Source organism: Frateuria sp. sgz306004 (genome assembly GCF_057750885.1).
Genome location: NZ_JBYLFE010000001.1, coordinates 301,651 through 322,955, shown reverse-complemented (window position 1 = coordinate 322,955; position 21,305 = coordinate 301,651). Strand labels below are relative to the sequence as shown.

General features: G+C 66.1%; 21 protein-coding genes. 20 read left to right on the top strand and 1 reads right to left on the bottom strand.

What is annotated here, in order from left to right:
* Nucleotides 1–118 precede the first annotated feature (118 nt).
* The 20 genes from AC3G2C_RS01540 (at nucleotide 119) to AC3G2C_RS01445 (ending at nucleotide 18,170) form a co-directional block, all read left to right on the top strand.
* Entirely contained in the window at nucleotides 119–388 is a 270-nt protein-coding gene (locus tag AC3G2C_RS01540; protein ID WP_488382846.1) for an acyl carrier protein, read from the top strand.
* A gap of 16 nt (nucleotides 389–404) precedes the next feature.
* Complete coding sequence (locus AC3G2C_RS01535; RefSeq protein WP_488382845.1) at nucleotides 405–1,193, top strand: glycosyltransferase family 2 protein; 789 nt, start codon at nucleotides 405–407, stop codon at nucleotides 1,191–1,193.
* Nucleotides 1,181–1,789 carry a LolA family protein gene (locus tag AC3G2C_RS01530; protein WP_488382844.1) on the top strand — a complete coding sequence of 203 codons (609 nt, stop codon included), beginning with the start codon at nucleotides 1,181–1,183 and terminating at the stop codon, nucleotides 1,787–1,789. The genes AC3G2C_RS01535 and AC3G2C_RS01530 overlap by 13 nt, the downstream gene beginning before the upstream one ends.
* Nucleotides 1,790–1,806: 17 nt before the next feature.
* A complete protein-coding gene (locus AC3G2C_RS01525) occupies nucleotides 1,807–4,146 on the top strand; it encodes an MMPL family transporter (RefSeq protein WP_488382843.1) in 2,340 nt (779 codons plus the stop codon).
* A 31-nt stretch (nucleotides 4,147–4,177) separates the two neighbouring features.
* The gene (locus AC3G2C_RS01520; protein ID WP_488382842.1) at nucleotides 4,178–5,404 is read left to right on the top strand and encodes a beta-ketoacyl-ACP synthase; all 1,227 of its coding nucleotides are present in this window, start codon (nucleotides 4,178–4,180) and stop codon (nucleotides 5,402–5,404) included.
* Nucleotides 5,401–6,660 carry a beta-ketoacyl-[acyl-carrier-protein] synthase family protein gene (locus tag AC3G2C_RS01515; protein WP_488382841.1) on the top strand — a complete coding sequence of 420 codons (1,260 nt, stop codon included), beginning with the start codon at nucleotides 5,401–5,403 and terminating at the stop codon, nucleotides 6,658–6,660. The genes AC3G2C_RS01520 and AC3G2C_RS01515 overlap by 4 nt, the downstream gene beginning before the upstream one ends.
* Nucleotides 6,657–7,400: a beta-ketoacyl synthase chain length factor gene (locus tag AC3G2C_RS01510; RefSeq protein ID WP_488382840.1), complete on the top strand. Its 744-nt coding sequence runs from the start codon at nucleotides 6,657–6,659 to the stop codon at nucleotides 7,398–7,400. Before AC3G2C_RS01515 ends, AC3G2C_RS01510 begins: the two co-directional genes overlap by 4 nt.
* Nucleotides 7,376–8,170 (top strand): lysophospholipid acyltransferase family protein, encoded by a 795-nt coding sequence (locus AC3G2C_RS01505; protein ID WP_488382839.1) that lies wholly within the window; start codon nucleotides 7,376–7,378, stop codon nucleotides 8,168–8,170. Before AC3G2C_RS01510 ends, AC3G2C_RS01505 begins: the two co-directional genes overlap by 25 nt.
* Nucleotides 8,167–8,436 (top strand): phosphopantetheine-binding protein, encoded by a 270-nt coding sequence (locus AC3G2C_RS01500; RefSeq protein WP_488382838.1) that lies wholly within the window; start codon nucleotides 8,167–8,169, stop codon nucleotides 8,434–8,436. Before AC3G2C_RS01505 ends, AC3G2C_RS01500 begins: the two co-directional genes overlap by 4 nt.
* Complete coding sequence (locus AC3G2C_RS01495) at nucleotides 8,424–8,969, top strand: COG4648 family protein (protein WP_488382837.1); 546 nt, start codon at nucleotides 8,424–8,426, stop codon at nucleotides 8,967–8,969. Before AC3G2C_RS01500 ends, AC3G2C_RS01495 begins: the two co-directional genes overlap by 13 nt.
* 5 nt (nucleotides 8,970–8,974) lie before the next feature.
* Nucleotides 8,975–9,598 (top strand): ApeI family dehydratase, encoded by a 624-nt coding sequence (locus AC3G2C_RS01490; protein WP_488382836.1) that lies wholly within the window; start codon nucleotides 8,975–8,977, stop codon nucleotides 9,596–9,598.
* Nucleotides 9,591–10,559, top strand: coding sequence for a lysophospholipid acyltransferase family protein (locus AC3G2C_RS01485; protein ID WP_488382835.1), 969 nt, complete (start codon nucleotides 9,591–9,593; stop codon nucleotides 10,557–10,559). The genes AC3G2C_RS01490 and AC3G2C_RS01485 overlap by 8 nt, the downstream gene beginning before the upstream one ends.
* Nucleotides 10,549–11,046, top strand: a complete 498-nt coding sequence (locus AC3G2C_RS01480) for an acyl-CoA thioesterase (protein WP_488382834.1) — start codon at nucleotides 10,549–10,551, stop codon at nucleotides 11,044–11,046. The genes AC3G2C_RS01485 and AC3G2C_RS01480 overlap by 11 nt, the downstream gene beginning before the upstream one ends.
* Nucleotides 11,043–11,765 carry a class I SAM-dependent methyltransferase gene (locus tag AC3G2C_RS01475; RefSeq protein ID WP_488382833.1) on the top strand — a complete coding sequence of 241 codons (723 nt, stop codon included), beginning with the start codon at nucleotides 11,043–11,045 and terminating at the stop codon, nucleotides 11,763–11,765. Before AC3G2C_RS01480 ends, AC3G2C_RS01475 begins: the two co-directional genes overlap by 4 nt.
* A complete protein-coding gene (locus AC3G2C_RS01470; protein ID WP_488382832.1) occupies nucleotides 11,762–12,952 on the top strand; it encodes a beta-ketoacyl-ACP synthase in 1,191 nt (396 codons plus the stop codon). Before AC3G2C_RS01475 ends, AC3G2C_RS01470 begins: the two co-directional genes overlap by 4 nt.
* Nucleotides 12,949–13,398, top strand: coding sequence for a hotdog family protein (locus AC3G2C_RS01465; protein WP_488382831.1), 450 nt, complete (start codon nucleotides 12,949–12,951; stop codon nucleotides 13,396–13,398). The genes AC3G2C_RS01470 and AC3G2C_RS01465 overlap by 4 nt, the downstream gene beginning before the upstream one ends.
* Before the next feature lie 11 nt (nucleotides 13,399–13,409).
* A complete protein-coding gene (gene fabG, locus AC3G2C_RS01460; RefSeq protein ID WP_488382830.1) occupies nucleotides 13,410–14,138 on the top strand; it encodes a 3-oxoacyl-ACP reductase FabG in 729 nt (242 codons plus the stop codon).
* Between the two features lie 61 nt (nucleotides 14,139–14,199).
* Nucleotides 14,200–14,643, top strand: a complete 444-nt coding sequence (locus AC3G2C_RS01455) for an excinuclease (RefSeq protein ID WP_488382829.1) — start codon at nucleotides 14,200–14,202, stop codon at nucleotides 14,641–14,643.
* 105 nt (nucleotides 14,644–14,748) lie between these two features.
* Nucleotides 14,749–16,923, top strand: a complete 2,175-nt coding sequence (yccS, locus tag AC3G2C_RS01450) for a YccS family putative transporter (RefSeq protein WP_488382828.1) — start codon at nucleotides 14,749–14,751, stop codon at nucleotides 16,921–16,923.
* 89 nt (nucleotides 16,924–17,012) lie between these two features.
* Entirely contained in the window at nucleotides 17,013–18,170 is a 1,158-nt protein-coding gene (locus AC3G2C_RS01445) for an isovaleryl-CoA dehydrogenase (protein WP_488382827.1), read from the top strand.
* Between the two features lie 46 nt (nucleotides 18,171–18,216).
* Here the strand turns inward: AC3G2C_RS01445 and AC3G2C_RS01440 are convergent, their stop codons facing one another.
* The gene (locus AC3G2C_RS01440; protein ID WP_488382826.1) at nucleotides 18,217–21,147 is read right to left on the bottom strand and encodes a S8 family serine peptidase; all 2,931 of its coding nucleotides are present in this window, start codon (nucleotides 21,145–21,147) and stop codon (nucleotides 18,217–18,219) included.
* Between the last annotated feature and the right edge of the window lie 158 nt (nucleotides 21,148–21,305).

The window sequence follows — 21,305 nt, the reverse complement described above, 5'->3', positions numbered from 1 at the left end:
GTCCGTCGTCGGCGCTTGTGCATTCCCCGGGCAGGAAGGCCCGTACAAGGGTTTGCAACCTCGCCAGCGCGGCACCGCACGGCAAGGCAACCACTCACGTTTGTAGGATCAAGGATTTATGAGCACCATCTTGGCCGCCGGCATCAGCGACGACGACATCCTGTCTCGCCTGAAGCAGGTTCTGCACGATAACTTCGAGATCGAGCCTGCACGCGTCAAGCCGGACGCCCATCTATTTACCGATCTCGAGCTGGACAGCATCGACGCAGTGGATCTGGCTATCCAGGTGCAGGACATGACCGGGATGCGCATCAAGCCCGAGGACTTCAAGAGCGTGCGTACGGTAAGCGACGTGGTCGCCACCGTGCAGACGCTGCTCCATCGCTGAGCTGGCGTTGCCACGCATGACCGCCGGTACCGTGAACGCCGGTATCAGCTATGCGCCCTGCGCACTGATACCCATCTACAACCACAAGGACACGATTGCGACATGCGTGCAGGGATTGCGCGCTCACGGTCTGCCGGTGGTGATTGTCGACGATGGCAGCAACGCGGCCACCCGCGACGTGCTCGATGCCATCGCGCGCGATGTGCCGCAGGTCCATCTGTTGCGCCTGCCGCACAACCAGGGCAAGGGCCGTGCGCTCAGCGCCGGCCTGCTGGCTGCGCGCGAGCTGGGTTTCAGCCATGCCCTGCAGATCGATGCCGACGGCCAGCATGACGTGAACGACGTGCCGCGCTTTCTCGCCGACAGCGCCGCCCATCCTGCGGCCTTGATCTGCGGCCGCCCCATCTACGACGACAGCGTGCCGCGCGGTCGCCTCTACGGGCGATACATCACGCACGTCTGCGTGTGGCTGGAAACGCTCTCGCTGGAGATCCAGGATTCCATGTGCGGGTTCCGCCTCTATCCGCTCGCGCCCACCTGCGCCGAGCTGGCTCGCAAGCCGTTCCCCGCCCGCATGGATTTCGACACCGAAGCAGCCGTTCGCCTGTTCTGGCGCGGCGTGCCCGTGCGCAACCTGGCCACGCGGGTGATCTACCCGGAGAACGGGCTGTCGCATTTCCGCATGTGGCGCGACAACGTGCGCATCTCGGCGATGCATACCCGCCTGCTGCTGGGCATGTTGCCGCGTATACCGCGCCTGCTGCTTCGCCGCTGGCGACGCCCGGAGGCTGCATGCGCTGGCTGATCGTCACCCTGCTCTGTCTGGTCGCCCTGGGCGCACGCGCACAGGACAACGACCTGCTTCAAGGCGTGCTCGGCGAGCTGGGCAAGCACGCCAGCGTGCGCGCCGACTTTACGCAGAGCCGCGAAAACCCCGCGCTCGCGCAGCCGCTGCGCAGCGAGGGCAAGCTCTTGTTCGTGGTTGGCCGGGGCATGTTGTGGCAAGTGAGCCAACCCTATAGCGAAACCCTCGCCCTGACCGGCTCGCGCACCGCGCGCGTGGACCAGGACGGGCGCCTGCAGATCGTGCGCAATGGCGATCGCGGCGTGGCCCAGGTCTCCCAGATGCTGCAGTCCATGCTTTCCGGCCAACCGGAGGAAGCCTTGCGCCAGTTCCAGGTCGAAAGCCATGGAACGCTGTCGCGTTGGACCTTGCGCTTCACGCCTCGCCAGGAACGCATGGCGCGCATCTTGAGAAGCATCGAACTGAGCGGCGGCCAATTCCTCGACGGCATCCGCGTGGACATGCAGAACGGCGAATCCACGCAGATTCGTTTCGGCAACACCCGCGATGCGGGCGGGCTCAGCCCGTTTGAGCAGCACGCGCTCGGCATGCCATGACCGGACGACGCCTGCACATGCGCGCAGCGCTTTTTGGTGGCTTCGCCTTGGGCATGGTGCTGTTGGGTGTGTGGTTGCTGTGGGGTCGGGGTGGTGCTCCCATCCAAACCGACTTGCTCGCGATGCTGCCCGTGACGGAACGCCATCCGCTGGCCGAAGCGGCTGTGGATCGCCTGGCACACGCCAATGGCGACCGCGTCGTCCTGCTGGTGGCACATGAGGATGACGCCACTGCCAAAGCAGCGGCACGCGAACTCGGCAGCGCGTTGGCGCAGGAATCGGCCTTCTCGTCGGTTACCGCCGAACTGCCGGACTTCGACCTTGACCAGCTCGTCGCGCCGTACCTGGACTATCGCTTCAGCCTGCTCACCGCCGCCGATCGCGCCGCGCTCACGCAGCCTGGCTACGACGCCGGCCGCGCACTATCGCGCCGACTCAACGAGCCCTTCCTCGCCGGCGTGGGCACCACCATGCAAACCGACCCGTTCGGGTGGCTGCAACACTGGCTGGATCAGCAACCGTGGAGCCGCTCGCCGCTGATGCCGGAGGACGACCTGCTCACGGCGCATCGCGATGGCCTTACCTATGTGATGGTGATGGCCTCGCTGCGAGGCTCCTCCTACGACGATCAGGTGCAGCGTGACGCGGTGGACGCGCTCGCTCGCGCCGAGCACAAGGTGAAGCTCTCCTATCCCGACGTGCAAGTGCTCAAGACGGGTGCCGTGCTCTATGCCGCCGCGGCGCGCGCTGGGGCCGAGCGCGACGTGCATGTGGTTGGCCTCGCCTCCACGCTTGGCATCGCACTGCTGCTGTGGTGGACCTTCCGCTCACCCAGGCCGCTGCTGGCGGCATTTGTTTCCACCGCCATTGGCATCGTCAGCGCGCTCAGCGTCACCATTCTGGTGTTCGGGCAGATTCATCTGCTGACCCTGGTGTTCGGTGCGGCGCTGTTGGGCGAGGCGGTCGACTATTCCATCCAATATTTATGCGCCCGTGCCAACACGGGCCCCGGCTGGCAACCCGAGCAAGGCGTGCGACAAGTTCGGCCGGCGTTGCTGCTCGCACTGGGCACCTCCCTGCTGGGTTATGCGCTGCTGGGGCTGGTGCCGTTTCCCGCACTGCGCCAGATGGCCTGCTTCGCCATCACGGGCATGTTGGTGGCTTGCCTGAGCGTGTTCTGGCTATTGCCCGCCGGGCTGGTCGCTCCCGCGCGCAAACCGCTGGCGCCCGCACTGGTGCGTTTTGCGCTGTCCCTGCAACGCCTTGGCCAGCACTGGGCCGGCGGACGCCGTGCGGCGCTGGCGCTATCGGTACTGCTGCTGTTGGCCCTGCCGGGCTGGCTGCGCCTGACCCACGACGACGACATCCACGCCTTGATCGCTCCGCCGTCGGCCCTGGTGGAGGCCGATGCGCGCATCCGCGACGTCACCGGCATTGGCAACAGCAGCCAGTTCTACCTGGTAACCGGTGACTCGGCGGAACAGACATTGCAGCGCGAAGAAGCGCTGGAAGCCCGGCTGCAGGCACTCGTGCAGAACGAGCAGCTGTCGTCCTGGACCGGCGTGGCGGGCATGGTGCCGTCCGCGCGCATGCAGCAGGAAAACCGCGCGGCACTGGCGCCGCTGTTCGAACATGCGGCCGCACTCGAAGCCACCTTGCAGCACGCCGGCCTGAAGCCCGAGGTCGCGCGCGATTACCTCGCCACATGGCCCGGTCGCACACTCAAGTTGGATGACTGGCTGTCGATGCCCTTGTCCCTGCCCTTCCGATACCTGTGGATGCACGACAGCGAACACGGCTTTGCCTCCATCGTCCTGCCCCAGGGGCAGGACAACGCGGCGGTGCTGCAAGGCGCGGCCGACGGCCTGCTAGGCGTCAGCCTGGTGGACAAGCCCGCCAGCGTGACCACCCTGTTTGGCCGTTACCGCGCCTACGCCAGCGGCTGGCTGCTCGCCGCCCTGCTGCTGGTGGGCGCGGCCTTCGCGTGGCGCTATCGGCGCGGCGCGCTGCGCGTACTGGTACCGCCGCTGGCGGGCATCGGCCTGAGCATGGCGGTGTTCGGCTACCTGCATGAACCACTCACCCTGTTCCACTGGATGGCGCTGATGCTGGTGCTGGGCGTGGGCGCCAACTACGCGGTGTTCCTGCGCGAAGGCGAACCGCACACGCTCGATCGCCCCGGCGCGAGCTACGCCAGCGTGCTGCTCTCCGCCGTCACCGCGCTGCTCTCGTTCGGCTTGCTCAGCCTGAGCACGATGCCTGCGCTGCAACACTTCGGACTCACCCTTTTGCTGGGCATCGGCCTGACCGCCCTGATGGCGCCCGTCAGCCTGCCCGCCCCTGAGAAACACGCATGAACGCTCGCAACACCGCCAAGGACGCCCACCGATGAAGCGCGTAGTGATCACCGGCATGGGCGGCATCACGTCGCTCGGGCACGACTGGGCCACGATCTCCGCTCGCCTGCGCCAGTTCTGCAACAGCGTGCGCCGCATGCCCGAATGGGATTACTTCGACGCGCTCAATGGTCGCCTCGGCTGCCCCGTCGACGACTTTGCGCCGCCGCCGTGGCCGCGCCGCCATCTGCGCTCGATGGGCCGCGTCGCCCAGCTCGCGGTGGCCGCCAGCGAACGTGCGCTGCACGATGCGGGCCTGCATGGAAACAATGAGATCACCGATGGCCGCATGGGCGTGGCCTATGGCTCCTCGGGCGGCAGCGTGGAGCCCATTCGCGTCATCGGGCACATGCTCGACACCGGCTCTATGCAAGGCGTCACGGCGACCAGCTACATCCAGATGATGGCCCACACCACGGCTGTGAACATCGGCGTGTTTTTCGGCCTGAAAGGACGCATCGTGCCGACCTCCAGCGCCTGCACGTCGGGCAGCCAGGCCATTGGCTACGGCTACGAAGCGATTCAACAAGGCAAGCAGAAGCTGATGCTGTGCGGCGGCGCCGAGGAGCTTTCCGGCCCCGGCGCGGCGGTGTTCGACACGCTCTTCGCCACCAGCACGCGCAACGACGAACCCATGCTCACGCCCAGGCCGTTCGATCGCGCCCGTGATGGCCTGGTCGTGGGCGAAGGCGCCACCACCCTCGTGCTGGAAGAGCTGGAGCACGCTCGGGAACGCGGCGCGCGCATCTACGCCGAAGTGGTGGGATTCGGCTGCAACTCGGACGGCAGCCACATCACCCAGCCCACCAGCGAGACCATGGCGGTAGCCATGCGCATGGCGCTGACGGATGCCGCGCTGACCCCTGACGCCATCGGCTACGTCAGTGCCCATGGCACGGCCACCGACCGCGGTGACGTCGCTGAAAGCCAGGCCACGCATGCGGTGCTGGGCGCACAAACACCGATCAGCTCGATGAAGAGCTACGTCGGCCACACCCTGGGCACCTGCGGCGCACTGGAGTCGTGGTGGGCGATCGAAATGATGCGTGAGGGCTGGTTCGCCCCCACGCTCAACCTGACGGCCCCCGATCCCGAGTGCGCACCACTGGACCACATCGTGGGCGAAGGTCGTGCCATCGATGCGCGCTACGTGATGAACAACAACTTTGCGTTCGGCGGCATCAACACCTCGCTGATATTCAAGGCCTTTGACGCATGACGTCGACGACCACGCACCCGGCTTCGCCAACCCGCGTCGTGGTGACGGGCATGGGCTCGGTGTCCTGCGTGGGCGCCGGCAACGATCACCTGCTGCATGCCATGCGCACCGGGCGCGGTGGCCTGCGTCACCTCCCCTCGCTGGAAGCGCTGGGCATGCGCTGCCAGGTCGGCGGCGCCGTGGACGAGGCTTCGCTGGATGAGCCGCCGCGCAAATTGCGCCGCTTCCTGCCCATCACCGCGCATTACGCGTGGCAGGCCGCGCGGGAGGCCATCGCACAAGCTGGGCTTTCGCCCGAGCAATTGGCCTCCCCCCAATGCGGCCTGATCATGGGCGGCGGTTCGGCCTTGAGCGAACACCAGGCGGCGCTTGAAGACTTCGCCTCGCGCGGTATTTCCAAACTGTCGCCGTACATCGTGACCCGCGGCATGAGCAGTTCGATCGCGGCAGGACTCGCCCACGCCTTCGGCGTGGGTGGCCGCAGCATGGTGGTGACCTCCGCCTGCACCAGTGGCGCGCATGCGATCGGCCAGGCCATGGAGTGGATCCAGTTGGGCAAGCAGCAACAGGTGATCTGTGGCGGCAGCGAAGAGCTGCACCCCACCACCGCGCTGTGGTTCGACGCCATGGGTGCGCTTTCCACCTCGAGCAACGACGCCCCCGCTCAAGCATCGCGTCCTTTCGACGAGGCGCGCGACGGCATTGTGCTGGCCGCAGGCGCAGGCGTACTGGTGCTGGAGTCCCTGGAGCGCGCGCGCGCTCGTGGCGCGAACATTCTGGCTGAGGTCAACGGCTACGGCGCCAGCACGGACGCGACCAGCATGGTCGGCCCGGGCCCCGGCGGCATCGCCGACGCCATGCGCCAGGCCTTGGCGCAGAGCGGGCGAACACCCGATTACATCAACGCGCATGCCTGTTCCACCCCGCTAGGCGACCTCGCGGAATGGCAGGCCATCGAAGGCGTATTCCATGCGCGCGACCAAGCCGTGCCCCCGCTTTCCTCCATCAAGGGGCTGATCGGTCACGCGCCAGCGGCGGCGGGCGCGCTGGATGCCATCGCGGCGATCCTGATGATCAAGCATGGTTTCCTGACTGCCGGCAGTCCGTTGCTGGCACGCGATGCGGCCTTCGACCACGCGCCGCTGCTTACGGAAAACCTCGCACGCGACGTCGAGCACGTACTGTCCAACAGCTTCGGTTTCGGTGGCAGCTGCGCATCGCTGATGTTCAGCGCCTATGCGGAGGAACGGGCATGATCGACCTGCGCATCGCCGACTGGCGCGCCTGGGCACCCGGGCTGGAAACCACGCAGGCATGGCAAGCCTGGGCGCAAGCGCCTTACGCACCGCCTGAGCAGGGCGAGCAGCCGGACTGCGCATTCATGCCGGCCATGCAACGCCGCCGCCTCAGCCGCATGGCGCGCATGGCGCTGCACGTGGCCTGGCCACTTTGCGGCGACGACGAACAGTTGCCGCTGGTGTTCGCCTCGCGCCACGGCGAAACCACCCGAACCTACGCCATTCTCGGCGACGTTGCGGACCAGCAACCGCTCTCGCCGACGCAGTTCGGCCTGTCCGTACACAATGCCATCGCCGGACAGTGGTCGATCCTGCGCGGTCAGCGCGCCGAATCCACGGCCATCGCCGGCGAGGGCGACACCTTTGAGCACGCCCTGCTCGAAGCGGCCACGCTGCTGCACCAGGGCGCGCCCGCGGTTATCGTGATCATGGCCGAGGAGCGACCGCCCGAGGCCTACGACGGATGGATCGAGGACGTGCCGTTCTCCTACGCGATGGCGTTGCGCGTTGGCGCCTCCCGTTCGGGCGAGTCGCACGCCGCTTCCTCCTGGCAGTTGCAACTGGCCCCCCGCCATGCGGATGCGGGCCCTGCGCACTGGCCCTTCGCCCTCGATTTCCTGCGTGTGCTGCTCACCACGCCGGCCCCTTTTGTACACCCATGGAAGACGCGTCAATGGAACTGGCAGCCGACCATCTGAACCTTCGTCGCCAGGATTTCTATGCGTGGCGACTGATCGCCACGGCATCGAGTTTCCTGCTGTTTGGCATCGGCGGCCTCTTGCTGCGCGCCTTTGTGCTGCCCGTGCTCTGGGCCCTGCCCGGTAGTACGCTGGAAAGGCGCCGTCGCTTGCGCGCGGCCATCAGCAAGGCGTTTCACCTGCATGTGCAGTTCATGTATCGCACTGGCGTGCTGACCTTCGAGGTCGTCGGTGCCGAGCGCCTGGGGCAACCGGGTCAAATGGTCATCGCCAATCACCCATCACTGATCGATGTCGTGTTCCTGGTGTCGCAGATACGCGACGCCAATTGCGTGGTGAAGCAAAGTCTCTGGCGCAACCCCTGCATGCGCGGACCGATCAGCCATGCCGAGTACATCAGCAACAACGGCAGCCCCGAGATGCTGGAGCGCGCAGCCGACGTGCTGCGCGACGGGCAGACACTTATCGTGTTTCCCGAAGGCACCCGCACCACGCCGGGGCAAGCGCCCTTGTTCCATCGCGGCGCATCGGCCATCGCCCTGCGTGGCGCGCGAGTGGTCACGCCGGTCTTCATCTCGGTCAACCCCACCACCCTGACCAAGGCCGAACCGTGGTACAGCATTCCCCACCGGCGCATGCACGTGCGCCTGCGCGTGGGCAGCGACATCGATCCGGCTACCTTCGGCAGCGATACGCCGCTGCCGATTGCGTCGCGGCGACTCAACGAACATCTACATCATCTTTATCTCAAGGAGCTGGCCTCGTCGTGACCGACCTTCAACTGGACATCGCACAACTCATCATCGACACCCTGAGCCTGGAAGATATCCAGGCCAGCGAGATCGAACCCACCATGCCGCTGTTCGGCGAGGGCCTGGGACTGGACTCCATCGACGCGCTCGAGCTCGCCCTGGCGTTGCAGAAGCGCTATGAGATCCAGATCGCCTCGGACTCGCGCGACGCCCGACAGCACTTTGCCACCGTAGCGAGCCTGGCCGCCTTCGTCGAGGCACAGCGGACCGCATGCGCCGGCTGACCTCTCTACTCCTGCCAGTCATCGGGCTGCTTTACCCGTTCCTGGTGTATTTCGGCATGGAGCACGTCGAGACGCCGGTGTTCGCGCTGGCGTTGGGCGCGGTATGGCTGCTGCGCGCTCCCAGCCTGCTCAAGCAACCGGGTGGCCGCTGGATGGTGGGCGCAGCGCTCGCCTATTGCGCCATCCTCGCCTTCAGCGGCGAGGCGGCCTTGCTGCGCTGGTACCCCACGCTGATCAGCCTGCTCCTGCTGCTGGTATTCGCGCTGAGCCTGCGCTTTGGGCCGCCCATCGTGGAGCGCATTGCACGCGCGCGCGAACCGGACCTGCCGGACGCCGCCATTCCCTACACCCGCAAGGTCACGTGTGTGTGGGTGGGCTTTTTCATCTTCAATGCCCTCACCTCCACCGTGCTGACGCTATGGGCGCCGCTTCGCTGGTGGACGCTCTACAACGGCCTCATCGTCTACCTGATCATTGGCGTGTTGTTCGTGGGCGAATGGATTTTGCGCCGCCGTATTCGAGGCACGGAGTGACTGGTTTGCTCGCCACAGCTTCGGCCGCACTAGGCACCCATGCATGGATAAGCCAGGCCGCCGTCGATGCAACGGACGGCGCCATCCGGGCAGCCGTGCTGCCCAGCGTGGCCGGCATCACGCAGTTGCGCCGTGTCGGGCGGCGCCGCGTTATAGCAACACTGTCCGAACACCTCGTCGCGCACGGGCATGCCGCACCTGCTTCGTGGCGCCTGTGCGACGCGTGGCCGACGCAGGCTGACGCCGCGTGGCTGGAGGCGATGTTCGCCCATGCCCCCCTGCTGGAGCCCATCCTGGTGCGGGAGCAGCTCACGGACGATGGCGTATGCCTGGATCTGCAACTGCCGCTGGACCTGACCCACTTCGATGTGCACTTTCCAACACTGCCCATCCTGCCCGGCGTCGTGCAACTCGGCTGGGCGCTGGCCCATGGCGCGGCCCGGTTGGGCACGCCGGCCACCTGCCGCCGCGTGGAAATGCTCAAGTTCCAGCGCCCGTTGCACCCGGGTGATGCAGTGCGACTGAGCCTTGTCCATCACACCGCCCAGCGGCGCGTGCAGTTCAGCTATGCGCGCGAGGGCGTGGAATGCTCCTCTGGCCGCCTGGTGTGGGAGGCTGGCGATGTCTGAGCCAAGCTCGAACCAACGCGGCTGGGCCGGACGCAAGGAGCGCGGCAGCTTTTTCCTGATGAAGCTCACCGCCTTGCTGGCGCGCAAGCTGGGGCGGCGCGTGCTGACGCCGCTGCTCTACGTCATCGTGTTCTATTTCTATGCCTCCGACCGGCGCGGCCGGCGCAGCATCCATCAATACCAGCAACATCTAGCCACCTGGAGTGGGCAAGCCGCCCTCGCGCCTTCGTGGCACACGGTGTTCAAGCAATACCTGGCCTTTGCCGAGTGCCTGCTCGACCGTCTCGACGTATGGAACGGCAAGCTGCGCCTGGAGCAAGTGCACCTGGACGACCCTGCCGAGGTACGCATGCGCCTGTTGCAGAGCAGCGGCCAGGGGCGCGGGCAGATCCTCGTCTGCGCGCACCTGGGCAATCTCGATGTGTGTCGCGCCATGGCCGAGCTGGGCGATCAGGTTCCCTTGAACGTGCTCGTGCACACCCATCACGTGGGGCATTACAACCGGCTGCTGGGTGAAGCGGGCGAGCGTCGCATGCGCCTCATCCAGGTCAGCGAGCTGGATACCGCCTTGATGATGGACCTGGCGCAACGCATCGAGCGCGGCGAATGGCTCGCCATCGCCGGTGATCGCGCGCCACTGCATGGCGGTCGCTGCGTCGAGGTGGACTTTCTCGGCGCGCCCGCGGCGATGCCGCAGGGTCCCTGGCTGATGGCCGGCATGCTGGGTTGCCCGGTGAACCTGATCCACTGCCTCAAGGTCGAAGGCCGCTACACCATCCACCTGGAGCCCTACATCGCGTCCCCCGCGTGGAAGCGTGGCCAACGCGAGGACACCATCCAGCAATGGGCGCAAGGCTACGCAGACCGACTCGCCAAGCGCTGCCTGGATGCGCCAACGCAATGGTTCAACTTCTATCCCTATTGGACACCCGCTGCCACGGAGACGACGCATGCGCGCTAAAGGTGTGATGAGCGTCGACACGCCCCTGGTGGTGCCCTTCTTCGACGTCGACTCCATGGACGTCGCCTGGCACGGCCACTACGTGAAGTACCTGGAAGTGGCCCGCTGCGCCTTGCTCGACGCCATCGGCCACAACTACACCCAGATGAAGGAAGCCGGCTGGGTGTGGCCCGTGATCGACCTGCAGCTTCGCTACGCCGCGCCTGCACGCTTTGGCCAGCGCATCGTGGTAACCGCCGACCTGGTCGAGTGGCGCAACCGGCTGAAGGTGCATTACCTCATACGCGATGCCGAGAGCGGCGAACGCCTTACCCGCGCAAGCACGGTTCAAGTGGCCGTCAATCGACTGGGCGAAATGCAGCTGGTCTCGCCGCAAGTTTTCATCGACGCCGTAGAGCGTCACCTGCCCGCCGGTGCGATGCACATGCCCCCCATGGATGGCCCCGCATCCATCGCCTCCCCCGCCTGCCCGAACGGATCGACATGACTTACGCAAGCGCCACTTATGTTCCGGAGACCCGACTCGGCTTTCGCTTTCTCGCGACGCACACCTGGCAACATCACGTGCTTCGTGTCGCCATCAACGATCTCAAGCGCATGCTTGGCGACACCGCACCGCGTGATGGCGTGTTGCTCGACGTGGGTTGCGGCCAGGGACGCTCGTTCCGCCTGCTGCACGAGGCGTTCCAGCCGAGCCGCATGATCGGCCTGGACGCCGATCCGCACAGCGTCACGCTGTCGGGCGAGGAGGCGCGCAAGCAGCACTTGTCGGTGGACCTCATCACCGGCGATTGCGCGCGCATCGACCTGCCCGACCACAGCGTGGACATCGTATTCTGCCATCAGACGTTTCATCACCTGGTCGAACAGGAGAAGGCTCTGGACGAGTTCTGGCGCGTGCTCAAGCCCGGCGGCGTGCTGATGTTCGCCGAGTCGACCAAGGCTTATATCGATACCTGGGTGATCCGCTGGTTCTTCCGTCACCCGATGCACGTACAAAAGAGCGCCGACGAATACGTCGCCATGCTGCGCCAGCGCGGCTTCCGCTTCGAGCCCGAGCACATATCCCTGCCCTACCTGTGGTGGAGCCGCTCGCGCGACTTCGGCCTGCTGGAGCGCTGGGGCCTGCGCTCACCGCCGCCGCCGGGCATCCGCGAGGAGACCCTGGTCAACGTGGTGGCGCGCAAGCCGCCGGCGCAGGCATGAAAACCTACCTCAACGCGCTCGGTGTGGTCTGCGCGCTCGGCTCCGGCAAGTCGGCCGTGGCCGAGGCGCTATTTGGCGGGGACGATAGCCATATTCGTCACGAGTCCCGCTGGGTGCCGGGGCGCGACGTCGCGCTCGGTGCGGCGCGCATGCCGCTCCCACCGCTGCCCGAAGCGTTGGCTGGTACGCGCGACAACCGCAATAACCGCTTGTTGCTGGCCGCAGCGCAGGAAATCGAGCCGGAGCTGCGTGCCGCTGTTGCACGCTTCGGCACCGAGCGCATCGGCGTGATCATCGGCACCAGCACGACGGGCATCGACGAGGCCACCCACGGTATCGCCGGCTATCGAAAGGATGGTGCATGGCCGGCCGACTACCGCTACGCGCATCAGGAGCTGGGCTCACCAGCGGCTTTCCTGGCGGAGTGGCTGGGCCTGGCCGGCCCCTGCTATGGCATTTCCACCGCCTGCACCTCCAGCGCACGCGCGCTGCTCAGTGCGCGACGACTGCTGCGCATGGGCATCTGCGATGCCGTGCTGTGCGGTGGCGCCGATACCTTGTGTGGCCTGCCCATCAACGGCTTCCACGCGCTGGAGGCCGTGGATGCGTCGCGCTGCAATCCTTTTTCGCAACAGCGCCAGGGCATCAATATCGGCGAGGCGGCCGCGCTGTTCCTGATGACACGCGAGCACGGCCCCGTGCAGCTGTATGGCGGTGGCGCGAGTTCCGATGCCTACCACATGTCCTCGCCTGAGCCGGACGGCAAGGGCGCGCAGGCGGCCATGCGCGCAGCGCTGGCCGATGCGGCGCTTGAAGCCAGCCAGATCGATCATCTCAATCTACACGGCACAGCCACCGCCCAGAACGATGCGATGGAAAGCCTGGCCGTGGCGGCGGTGTTTCCACACGGCGTGTCGTGTGCCTCCACCAAGTCGCTCACCGGCCACACACTGGGCGCCGCCGGCGCCCTGGAAGCCGCGTTCTGCTGGCTCAGCCTTGCCGACGAACAGCAGCCGCGACGCCTGCCGCCGCATGTGTGGGACGGGCTGCCCGACCCCGCACTGCCCGCCTTGGCATTCACGGCGGCCGGGCAACACCTGCCCGCCAGGGGCGCGCGCTATCTGATGAGCAACTCGTTTGCCTTCGGCGGCAACAATGCGTGCCTGATCCTGGGGGACGCCACGTGATCCTTCGCCCGCTGGCCGAGCTGCTGCCGCACGAGGGCCACATGATCCTGCTCGACAGCATCGTCCACTACGATGCCGAGCGCATCGCCTGCCTGCGCAAGGTGGTACCGGGGACGCCCTTTGTCGACGACCAAGGCGACTTGCCGGCGTGGGCGGGCATCGAGCTGATGGCGCAGGCCATCGCCGCCTGGTCCGGTTGCCACGCGCGGGACGCCGGGCACCCCGTGCGCCTGGGTTTCCTGCTTGGCTCGCGGCGTTACGAGGCCAATGCGGCCGGCTTTGCGCGCGGCAGCACGCTGCGCGTCGAAGCCATCCGCACCTTTCACGACGACGAAGGCATGGGCGTGTTCGACTGCCGTATCGAGGCGGGCGACGCCCACGCAAAGGCGCGCCTTACCGTGTTCAGTCCCGCCGATTCCGATACCTTTCTCGCATCACTTACCTAGAGAACCTGTCCATGTCCGAGACTATCCTGGTCACCGGCTCCAGCCGCGGCATCGGCCGCGCCATTGCCTTGCGCCTGGCTGCCGCGGGCTATGACCTGGTGCTGCACTGTCGCGCGCGCCGCGATGAGGCCGAGGCCGTGCAGGCCACCATCGAAGGGCTGGGCCGCAAGGCGCGCATCGTGCAGTTCGACGTTGCCGATCGCGCGACCTGCGCCAGCGCGCTGGAGGCCGATGCAGCCGCACATGGCGCGCCCTACGGCGTGGTGTGCAATGCCGGCCTCACCCGCGACGGCGCGTTCCCCGCGCTCACCGGCGACGATTGGGATCAGGTGCTGCGAACCAATCTCGATGGTTTTTACAACGTGCTGCATCCGCTCATCATGCCGATGATCCGTCGACGCGCCGCCGGGCGCATCGTGTGCATCACCTCGGTATCGGGTCTGATCGGCAATCGCGGCCAGGTGAACTACAGCGCCTCCAAGGCCGGCATCATTGGCGCCGCCAAAGCCCTGGCGGTGGAGCTGGCCAAGCGCAAGATCACCGTGAACTGCGTGGCACCGGGCCTGATCGATACCGATATGCTCGATCCGGAACTGCCCATTGAAGAGATTCTGGCCATGATTCCCATGCAACGCATGGGTACGCCCGACGAAGTGGCTGCCGCCGTGCAGTACCTGGTCAGCCCGGAAGCCGGCTATGTCACTCGCCAGGTGCTGGCGGTGAACGGCGGCCTCTGCTGACGACGCCGGGCTGCGCGGCAAGACGAACATCAAACGCTGTCAACCCATGGAGATACAAAGCATGAATGCAAAACGACTCAGCCTTGCTGCCTTGCTCCTGATGATCATGCCCGCAGCCAGCATGGCTGCCGACAAGATCGTGCACTTACCCTTCGATGCCGTGGTCGCAGAAGCCCAGAAAACCGGCAAGATCGATGGTTCGGTCAAGTTCTACTTGAAGGGCAACACGCCCGAAGGCACCGTCACGGTGCTCAACGACAACGTCTCCACGAACCGCAAAACCAATGCGTTCGGCAAGAAGGATGACGTGACCTGCTCGTGGGTGCTCCAGTCCGCGCTGATTGCCCTGCAGGACGACGCCAAGGCGGCGGGAGCCAACGCCGTGGTGGACATCGTCAGCAACTACAACGACGTGATCTATAGCGACCCGGCGAACTACGAGTGCCACGTTGGCTTTCTGATGTCCGGCGTGCAGCTCAAGGGCAAGCTGGTGACGGTCAAGTAACCGGCATGGGCAACCCGCGACTGCGCGGGTTGCCTGGCCCCGCTTCCAGCCTGGAAGCTCGGCTCACTTCGTGCGTGATGCACTGCATCATCGTATGCTTGAGGGGTGACTGCACTCGCCCCTTTCATCCAGCGCTGGCGACGCCTGAGCGGCTCTGACCGCTATTCCGAATGCCTGCGCGTGTTCCTTGCGCTCGGTGGCGCCATCGTCTGGTGCGCCTTCAGCGACCGCATGGATGCCGTGGTCGCGGTGTTGCTGGGCGTGATTGCCTGCGCCCTGGCCGAAACCGAAGACCATTGGCGCAGCCGCTTCACCACCTTGCTGGTCACCCTGGCCTGTTTTGCGGTGTCCTCGGGCGCGGTGCAATGGTTGTTTCCGCACCCCTGGCTGTTCGCCACCGGCCTCATGCTTTCCACCTCCGTGCTGGTGATGCTCGGCGCGATCAGCGAGCGCTACGCCACCGTGGCCAGCGCCACCCTGCTGCTCGCTGTGTACACCATGATCGGCGCCGACACCGCCAGCCCGGCGGCGCACCCGTGGCACCAGCCCTTGCTGTTGCTGGCCGGCGCAGCCTGGTACGGCGTGTTGTCCCTGCTGTGGAGCGTACTGGCGCCCCAGCAGGCCGTTCGTCATTCGCTGGCACGACTGTTCGAGGCGCTGGCCGTCGTGCTCGAGGGCAAGGCCGCCCTGTTCACCCCGGTGCACGGCGTGGACCGCGAGGCGTTGCAGCTCTCGCTGGCCATGCAAAACGAGCGCGTCGTGGACGCGCTCAATGACACGCGCCTGCTGCTGATCGACCGCATCGGCTCACGGCGACCGCGCGGCAGCAGCGCCGAACGGCTGCGCCTGTACTTTGCCGCGCAGGACATTCACGAGCGCGTGAGTTCGGCGCACTACCCCTACGATGCGCTCACCGAGGCGCTGTTTCATAGCGATGTGCTGTTCCGCTGCGAACACCTGCTGCGCCTGCAAGCCCATGCCTGCCGCCAGCGCGCCGCCGCCCTGCGCCTGCGCATTCCGGCGCCCGCAACTGCCGGCATCCGCGAATCGGTGGACGACCTGCGTAGCGCTCTCGACAACCTGCACGCGCAGGGGCATCCACCCGCCGCCCATCTGCTGCGCGCGCTGGATGCGGTGGTACGCAACCTGGCAGCCATCCAGCAACAGCTGGAAGGCGACGCGCCCGCCAGCCTGCCGCAGGCCGGTGCGGAGAGCGTCTTGCAGAACCCTGGTCCGCAATCCCTGGGCGAAGCCTGGGAACGTATCAGCGGCCAGCTCACGCCGCGCTCGTTCCGCTTTCGCCACGCGGTGCGACTGGCGTTGGCCCTGCTGGTGGGCTATGGCGTGCTTCACGTGGTGCATCCGCGCCACGGCTACTGGATTCTGCTTACTACTTTGCTGGTGTGTCAGCCCAGCTATGGCGCCACCGTGCGCCGGCTGATGCAACGCATTACTGGCACCGTGATCGGTCTGGTGCTGGGATGGGCGAGCTTGCGTCTGGTACCTGCGCTGGCCTGGCAATTGCCCTTGATCGTGGTCTCGGGTGTGCTGTTTTTCGCCGCGCGCCTGCGCCGATATCGCACCGCCACGGCAGCGATCACCTTGTTCGTGGTGTTGTGCTTCAACCAGGTCGGCAGCGGTTACGAAGTGATGTGGCCGCGCTTGCTCGATACGGTCATCGGCGTGGTCATTGCGGCACTGGCCATGCGGCTGGTCATGCCCGATTGGCAGGGCCGGCGCCTGGACGACCTGCTCGCGGACATGTTACGCAGCGATGCGCGCTATCTCGGCCGCATCGTGGCCCAGTATGCGAGCGGGCGCCGCGACGATCTGGACTACCGCATTGCCCGCCGCGATGCACACAACGCCAATGCGACGCTCAGCGGCGTGCTGGCGAACATGCTGCGCGAACCCGGCCGGCACCGACGCGGCAGCGAAACGCTGCTGCGCTTCCTGGCGAGTGCACATACCTTGCTCGGCCAGCTTTCCGCGCTGGGTGTGCATCGACAAACGGTCGCCTCGCCCGGCATGCGCGAAGCGATCCAGCAGGAAGGCGAGCGCGCCGTGCACGCGCTGCAAGTGCTGGCCGATGCCCTGGCGCAGGGTTTCGAGGCCGTGCCAACGGCACCGCACAGCCTCACCGACGCGCTGGCCGCACGCGAAGCCGATGACACCTCAGGCCTGGTGCTTGGCCAGTTGGCGCAGATTCTGGCGCAACGCGATCACCTCGCCGAACTGGCGAACGAACTGCACGCACAGCAGGCGGCGCCAGCCTCGTAAAGGCCTTTGGTTGTGCGTCGCGCAACAGCTTGTCACGGTCGGCGCGTTACCATTTGCCCCTATCGCTACTAGTTTCGGAGTACGTTGGCATGCGTCCGTTCCCGCTGGGTGAAGAAATCGATCTGCTGCGCGACAGCGTGCATGCGTTCGCCGAAAAGGAGATCGCGCCGCGTGCCGATCACATCGATCGGGAAAACCAGTTCCCGGCCGACCTGTGGCTCAAGCTGGGCGACATGGGCTTGCTCGGCATCACCATTCCCGAGGAATACGGCGGTTCGGGCATGGGTTTCCTGGCCCACCTGGTGGCGATGGAAGAGATTTCGCGTGCGTCGGGTTCGGTGGGTCTCTCCTATGGCGCGCATTCCAACCTGTGCGTGCAGAACATCTTCCACAACGGCAATGAAGAACAGCGTCGCAAGTACATCCCCAAGCTGTGCTCGGGTGAGTTCGTGGGCGCGCTGGCGATGAGCGAGCCGGGCGCCGGCTCCGACGTGGTCGGCTCGATGAGCTGCAAGGCCGAGAAGAAGGGTGACGTGTGGGTCGCCAACGGCAGCAAGATGTGGATCACCAACGGCCCGGACGCCGATGTGCTGCTGGTGTACATGCGCACTGCACCACGCGCTGCCGGCAGCCGCTGCATGACCGCCTTCATCGTCGAAAAGGGCATGAAGGGCTTCAGCACCGCGCAGAAGCTGGACAAGCTCGGCATGCGCGGCTCCAACACCTGCGAGCTGGTGTTCGAGGATTGCGAAATCCCCGCCGAGAACATCGTCGGCGAGGTCAACGAAGGCGTGCGCGTGTTGATGAGCGGCCTGGATACCGAGCGACTGGTGCTCTCGGGTGGCCCTATCGGCATCATGCAGACGGCGATGGACCTCACCCTGCCCTACGTGCGCGAGCGCAAGCAGTTCAATGCGCCCATCGGCACCTTCGGCCTGATGCAGGGCAAGGTGGCGGACATGTATACCGCGCTGCAGTCTTCGCGTGGTTTCGCCTACATGGTCGCGCAGCAGTTCGACAACAAGGTGCGCTCGCGCATCGACCCTGCCGCCTGCCTGCTCAATGCCTCGCAGAACGCGGTGAAGGTGGCGCTGGAGGCCATCCAGGCGCTGGGCGGCAATGGCTACATCAACGAGTTCCCTGCGGGACGCCTGCTGCGCGACGCCAAGCTGTACGAGATTGGCGCGGGCACCAACGAGATCCGTCGCATGCTGATCGGCCGCGAGCTGTTCCACGGCAAGGCCTGAGCACGCGCCGCGCCCTCTCCAGCACGGGAGAGGGCGCGTTGATCGATCAGAAGTTCAAGCGATAGTTGAGCGTACCCATGGTGCCCTGGCCGCGCTGACCGAAGTACTGGTCCATGCCGAACTGCAGGCTGGAACGCGCGGACATCGTCCAATCCATCGTCAGGCCCACCTGGCTCTGGTAGCGCGACACACCAACGCCGCCAACCGGCGCCCACTGGTCCACGCCGGTAAAGCTGGCGTCGAAGACGTCGCCATGCGTGGCCAGGGCCTGCTGCCACTGCAGCCGCCCCTGCAGACTCAGGCTCCCGCCACCCGACAGCGGCCAGCGGTGGCCCGCACGCAGCCCCAGGCCCGCCTGCAGGCGATCGACCGACTGCCCGGCGGACTTCAGCCCGAAGCCATCGCCACCCACCTCATTGAAGCTGTCGCGCTGGATGCTGGCGTATTGCAGGTTGGCGTACGGCGTGAACTGCACGCCGCCCAACGTAGCGCGCAGGCCGCTCTCGCCATAAGCCACGACGTAGCGCCCCTGCGTGTTGCTCGCCACCGCCGCCACATCGCTACCCAACACCAGATGGCGGCGCATGTCCTCGCGATAGCTGCCGTAGCCGAGGCGGCCCATGCCATACCAGGCGTCCTGCGTGACGCCCGCATAGAGCATGCCTTCCACAGCGCGACTCTGGCCCTGGTCGGCGAATTCGGCCAGGCGCCCCAAGCCCTGACTCTGGCTCACGGCGAAACCGAACACGCCGTTGGCGCCCAGGCGTCGATCCTGACCCACCATCCAACCGCTGAGGTCATAACCGACGCTGCCGTAACCGGCGCGACTCATGTTGCCGTGATAGCCTAGCGTCTGCGCCCAACCGCCTAGCGTGCGCTTGTCCGCGACATCGTCGAAGTGATCGGACAGCGCGCGCGTGCCCGCGTCGATCGCTTCGAATGTCATCGCGGCACTGGCCGCATGCAACTGCCCGGAGAGACTTTCCAGCGAAGTCTGCAACGCGTTCGTGGTGGCCGTCTGCTGCAGGCTCGCCGCGCCGCTGACGAAGCTGCCGGAGACCGTACTACCAGGCGCCGCACTACCCTGCCCAAGCGACGCATTGATCTGGCTGAAGGCGTTGTCCACGCGCTGCGCGGCGGCGCTCGACGCTGCCGTATAGCTCATGCCCGCCACGGCGGTAGCCTGCACCTGCGTCACGTTGAGCCACGCGGTGTTGGGGTCGTAATTGAGCTGGGCGGCGAGCAGTACGCCTTGCGCCACGTCCAGGCTCTGGAACTGGCCCGTGAGCCCGCCCGTGGCCGACAGCACCACAGTGTGCGCATTGGCGACATAGCCCTGGCCCACGCCGATGACGTACAGGTCGCCGCCGCGTAGCGTCGCCTTGCCCTTCACCTGCAGCGAGGAGCCCAGCTCTACGGCCAAGCGACCCTGCGTCACAGGGGCCGCACCCGGCGGCCCTTGATCGTAGTTGCCGCCCACCGTCACGTTGCCACCGGCCACGGTGAGCGTACCGGCGTTGCTGACGCTGCCGGCGATGCTGCGCACACCCTTCAGCGTGGCCGTGGTGTTGTTGATGAAAAGATCCGCCGGAATCGACGATGCCACCAAGGTACCGTCGATCACTTGCGTGGCGCCCTGATAACTCAGTGAACTGCTGAGCGTGAGCGTGCCGGTGCCACGCTTGATCAGGCCACCCTGACCGCTGATCGCATTGCCCCAGGTGGAATTGGTGTTGAGCGTGACATCGAAGTCGCCCCAATCGAAGCGCGCCGGCCCCTTGATGGCGCGACCCACATCGAGCGCGCCATAGCCAAAGGTGGGGTTAGGCTGCGAACCACCCAGCGGATCGGCGGTGCCCAGCAAGGTCTGGCGCACCTGATCGTTGGTGAAATACGGAAACGCCTGCCACACCAGCGCCGCCGCACCCGACACGGTCGGCGCTGCAAACGACGTGCCTTCCGCGATCCAAAACTTTTGACTGGACGTGGTATCTGCCTTGTCGCTCACCACCACGTTGCCCGGCGCCGCCAGACAATAGTTCATGGCGATGCCGCACTTGTCCGAGTAGCTGGCCAACTGCGTCGGGTTGTTGCTGTCCAGCGCTACCGCGACCAGCCAGCCCTTCTCCAGGTCCGGTGCCAGGCTGGGCAAGGTGGCCATGGTGCTGGGGTTGGCCTGCGAATCGTTGCCCGCGGCGAACACCACCAACCCGCCCCACTGATTCACGAAAGGGTTGTACGCATCGTGGAAGGCCTTGGTAACGGCCGTGTCCGACGCGTTCCAGGTAATGCCACCCCAGGAGTTGTTCATCACCTTGACGTTGGCGTTGATCAGGTCCTGGTTGATGCTCTGAAACGGCGCGGCTTGCGACGCGGTGATCGTGGTCGGCGCGCTGGAGCCGTTATCGTCCGGCGCCTTGTCGGAAATGATGCGCGCCGACACGATCGTCGCGCCCTGCGCCAGGCCACCAGCGAACTTGCCGAGCGGTGTACCCGCAGCCACTTCGGCCACCCAGGTGCCGTGGCCGACGACGTCGTCCACCGACAAATTGTTCGAGCTTGGATCGACGTAGGTGAGGTTCTGAGCCACACGGCCGGCAAGCGTGGGGTGATTGCGGGTTACTCCGCTATCGACGATGCCAATGGTGACACCGCTGCCGTTGAAGCCGGCCTGTTGTGCGGCATATGCATTGGTAAGGGAAAGCTGGGCGTCGAGTGGCGGCGTCGGCAGGGTCGGCTGCGTGGGCGTCGTCGGCGTCGTAGGGTTGCCCGGATTGCTTGGCGTCGTGCCCGGGCTGGTCGGCGGCTGATACCCCGAACTGGGCGGTTGGTAGCCCGTGGAGGGTGGCGTATAGGGCGGATAGCTCGGCTTGACGTTGCCGTTGCCACCACCTCCGCCGCAGGCGCTCAGGCCCAAGGCCGTCCATACCAACAAGGACATCTGGCGGAAGCGCAGTCCGCCCACATGGCTATCCATATTTCCCCTGCGCCCATCATGGGCTGTCCGAGCATTCCAAGCGCGGCAGATACCTACTGGACTCCGCCAGCACCTCCTCGGCGAATGGTCGCACATCCTCGCGTGAAAGTTCCTACGTGAATCACACAAACAAACGCCCCCGGGTTTCCCTTGGCCTT

Coding starts and splice junctions, on each gene's coding strand:
- AC3G2C_RS01480 (WP_488382834.1), top strand. CDS start 10,549: ATGCGCGCTAAAGGTGTGATGAGCGTCGACACGCCCCTGGTGGTGCCC.
- AC3G2C_RS01530 (WP_488382844.1), top strand. CDS start 1,181: ATGCGCTGGCTGATCGTCACCCTGCTCTGTCTGGTCGCCCTGGGCGCA.
- AC3G2C_RS01510 (WP_488382840.1), top strand. CDS start 6,657: ATGATCGACCTGCGCATCGCCGACTGGCGCGCCTGGGCACCCGGGCTG.
- AC3G2C_RS01440 (WP_488382826.1), bottom strand. CDS start 21,147: ATGGATAGCCATGTGGGCGGACTGCGCTTCCGCCAGATGTCCTTGTTG.
- AC3G2C_RS01540 (WP_488382846.1), top strand. CDS start 119: ATGAGCACCATCTTGGCCGCCGGCATCAGCGACGACGACATCCTGTCT.
- AC3G2C_RS01515 (WP_488382841.1), top strand. CDS start 5,401: ATGACGTCGACGACCACGCACCCGGCTTCGCCAACCCGCGTCGTGGTG.
- AC3G2C_RS01445 (WP_488382827.1), top strand. CDS start 17,013: ATGCGTCCGTTCCCGCTGGGTGAAGAAATCGATCTGCTGCGCGACAGC.
- AC3G2C_RS01475 (WP_488382833.1), top strand. CDS start 11,043: ATGACTTACGCAAGCGCCACTTATGTTCCGGAGACCCGACTCGGCTTT.
- fabG (WP_488382830.1), top strand. CDS start 13,410: ATGTCCGAGACTATCCTGGTCACCGGCTCCAGCCGCGGCATCGGCCGC.
- AC3G2C_RS01470 (WP_488382832.1), top strand. CDS start 11,762: ATGAAAACCTACCTCAACGCGCTCGGTGTGGTCTGCGCGCTCGGCTCC.
- AC3G2C_RS01505 (WP_488382839.1), top strand. CDS start 7,376: ATGGAACTGGCAGCCGACCATCTGAACCTTCGTCGCCAGGATTTCTAT.
- AC3G2C_RS01485 (WP_488382835.1), top strand. CDS start 9,591: ATGTCTGAGCCAAGCTCGAACCAACGCGGCTGGGCCGGACGCAAGGAG.
- AC3G2C_RS01455 (WP_488382829.1), top strand. CDS start 14,200: ATGAATGCAAAACGACTCAGCCTTGCTGCCTTGCTCCTGATGATCATG.
- AC3G2C_RS01520 (WP_488382842.1), top strand. CDS start 4,178: ATGAAGCGCGTAGTGATCACCGGCATGGGCGGCATCACGTCGCTCGGG.
- AC3G2C_RS01525 (WP_488382843.1), top strand. CDS start 1,807: ATGCGCGCAGCGCTTTTTGGTGGCTTCGCCTTGGGCATGGTGCTGTTG.
- AC3G2C_RS01535 (WP_488382845.1), top strand. CDS start 405: ATGACCGCCGGTACCGTGAACGCCGGTATCAGCTATGCGCCCTGCGCA.
- AC3G2C_RS01495 (WP_488382837.1), top strand. CDS start 8,424: ATGCGCCGGCTGACCTCTCTACTCCTGCCAGTCATCGGGCTGCTTTAC.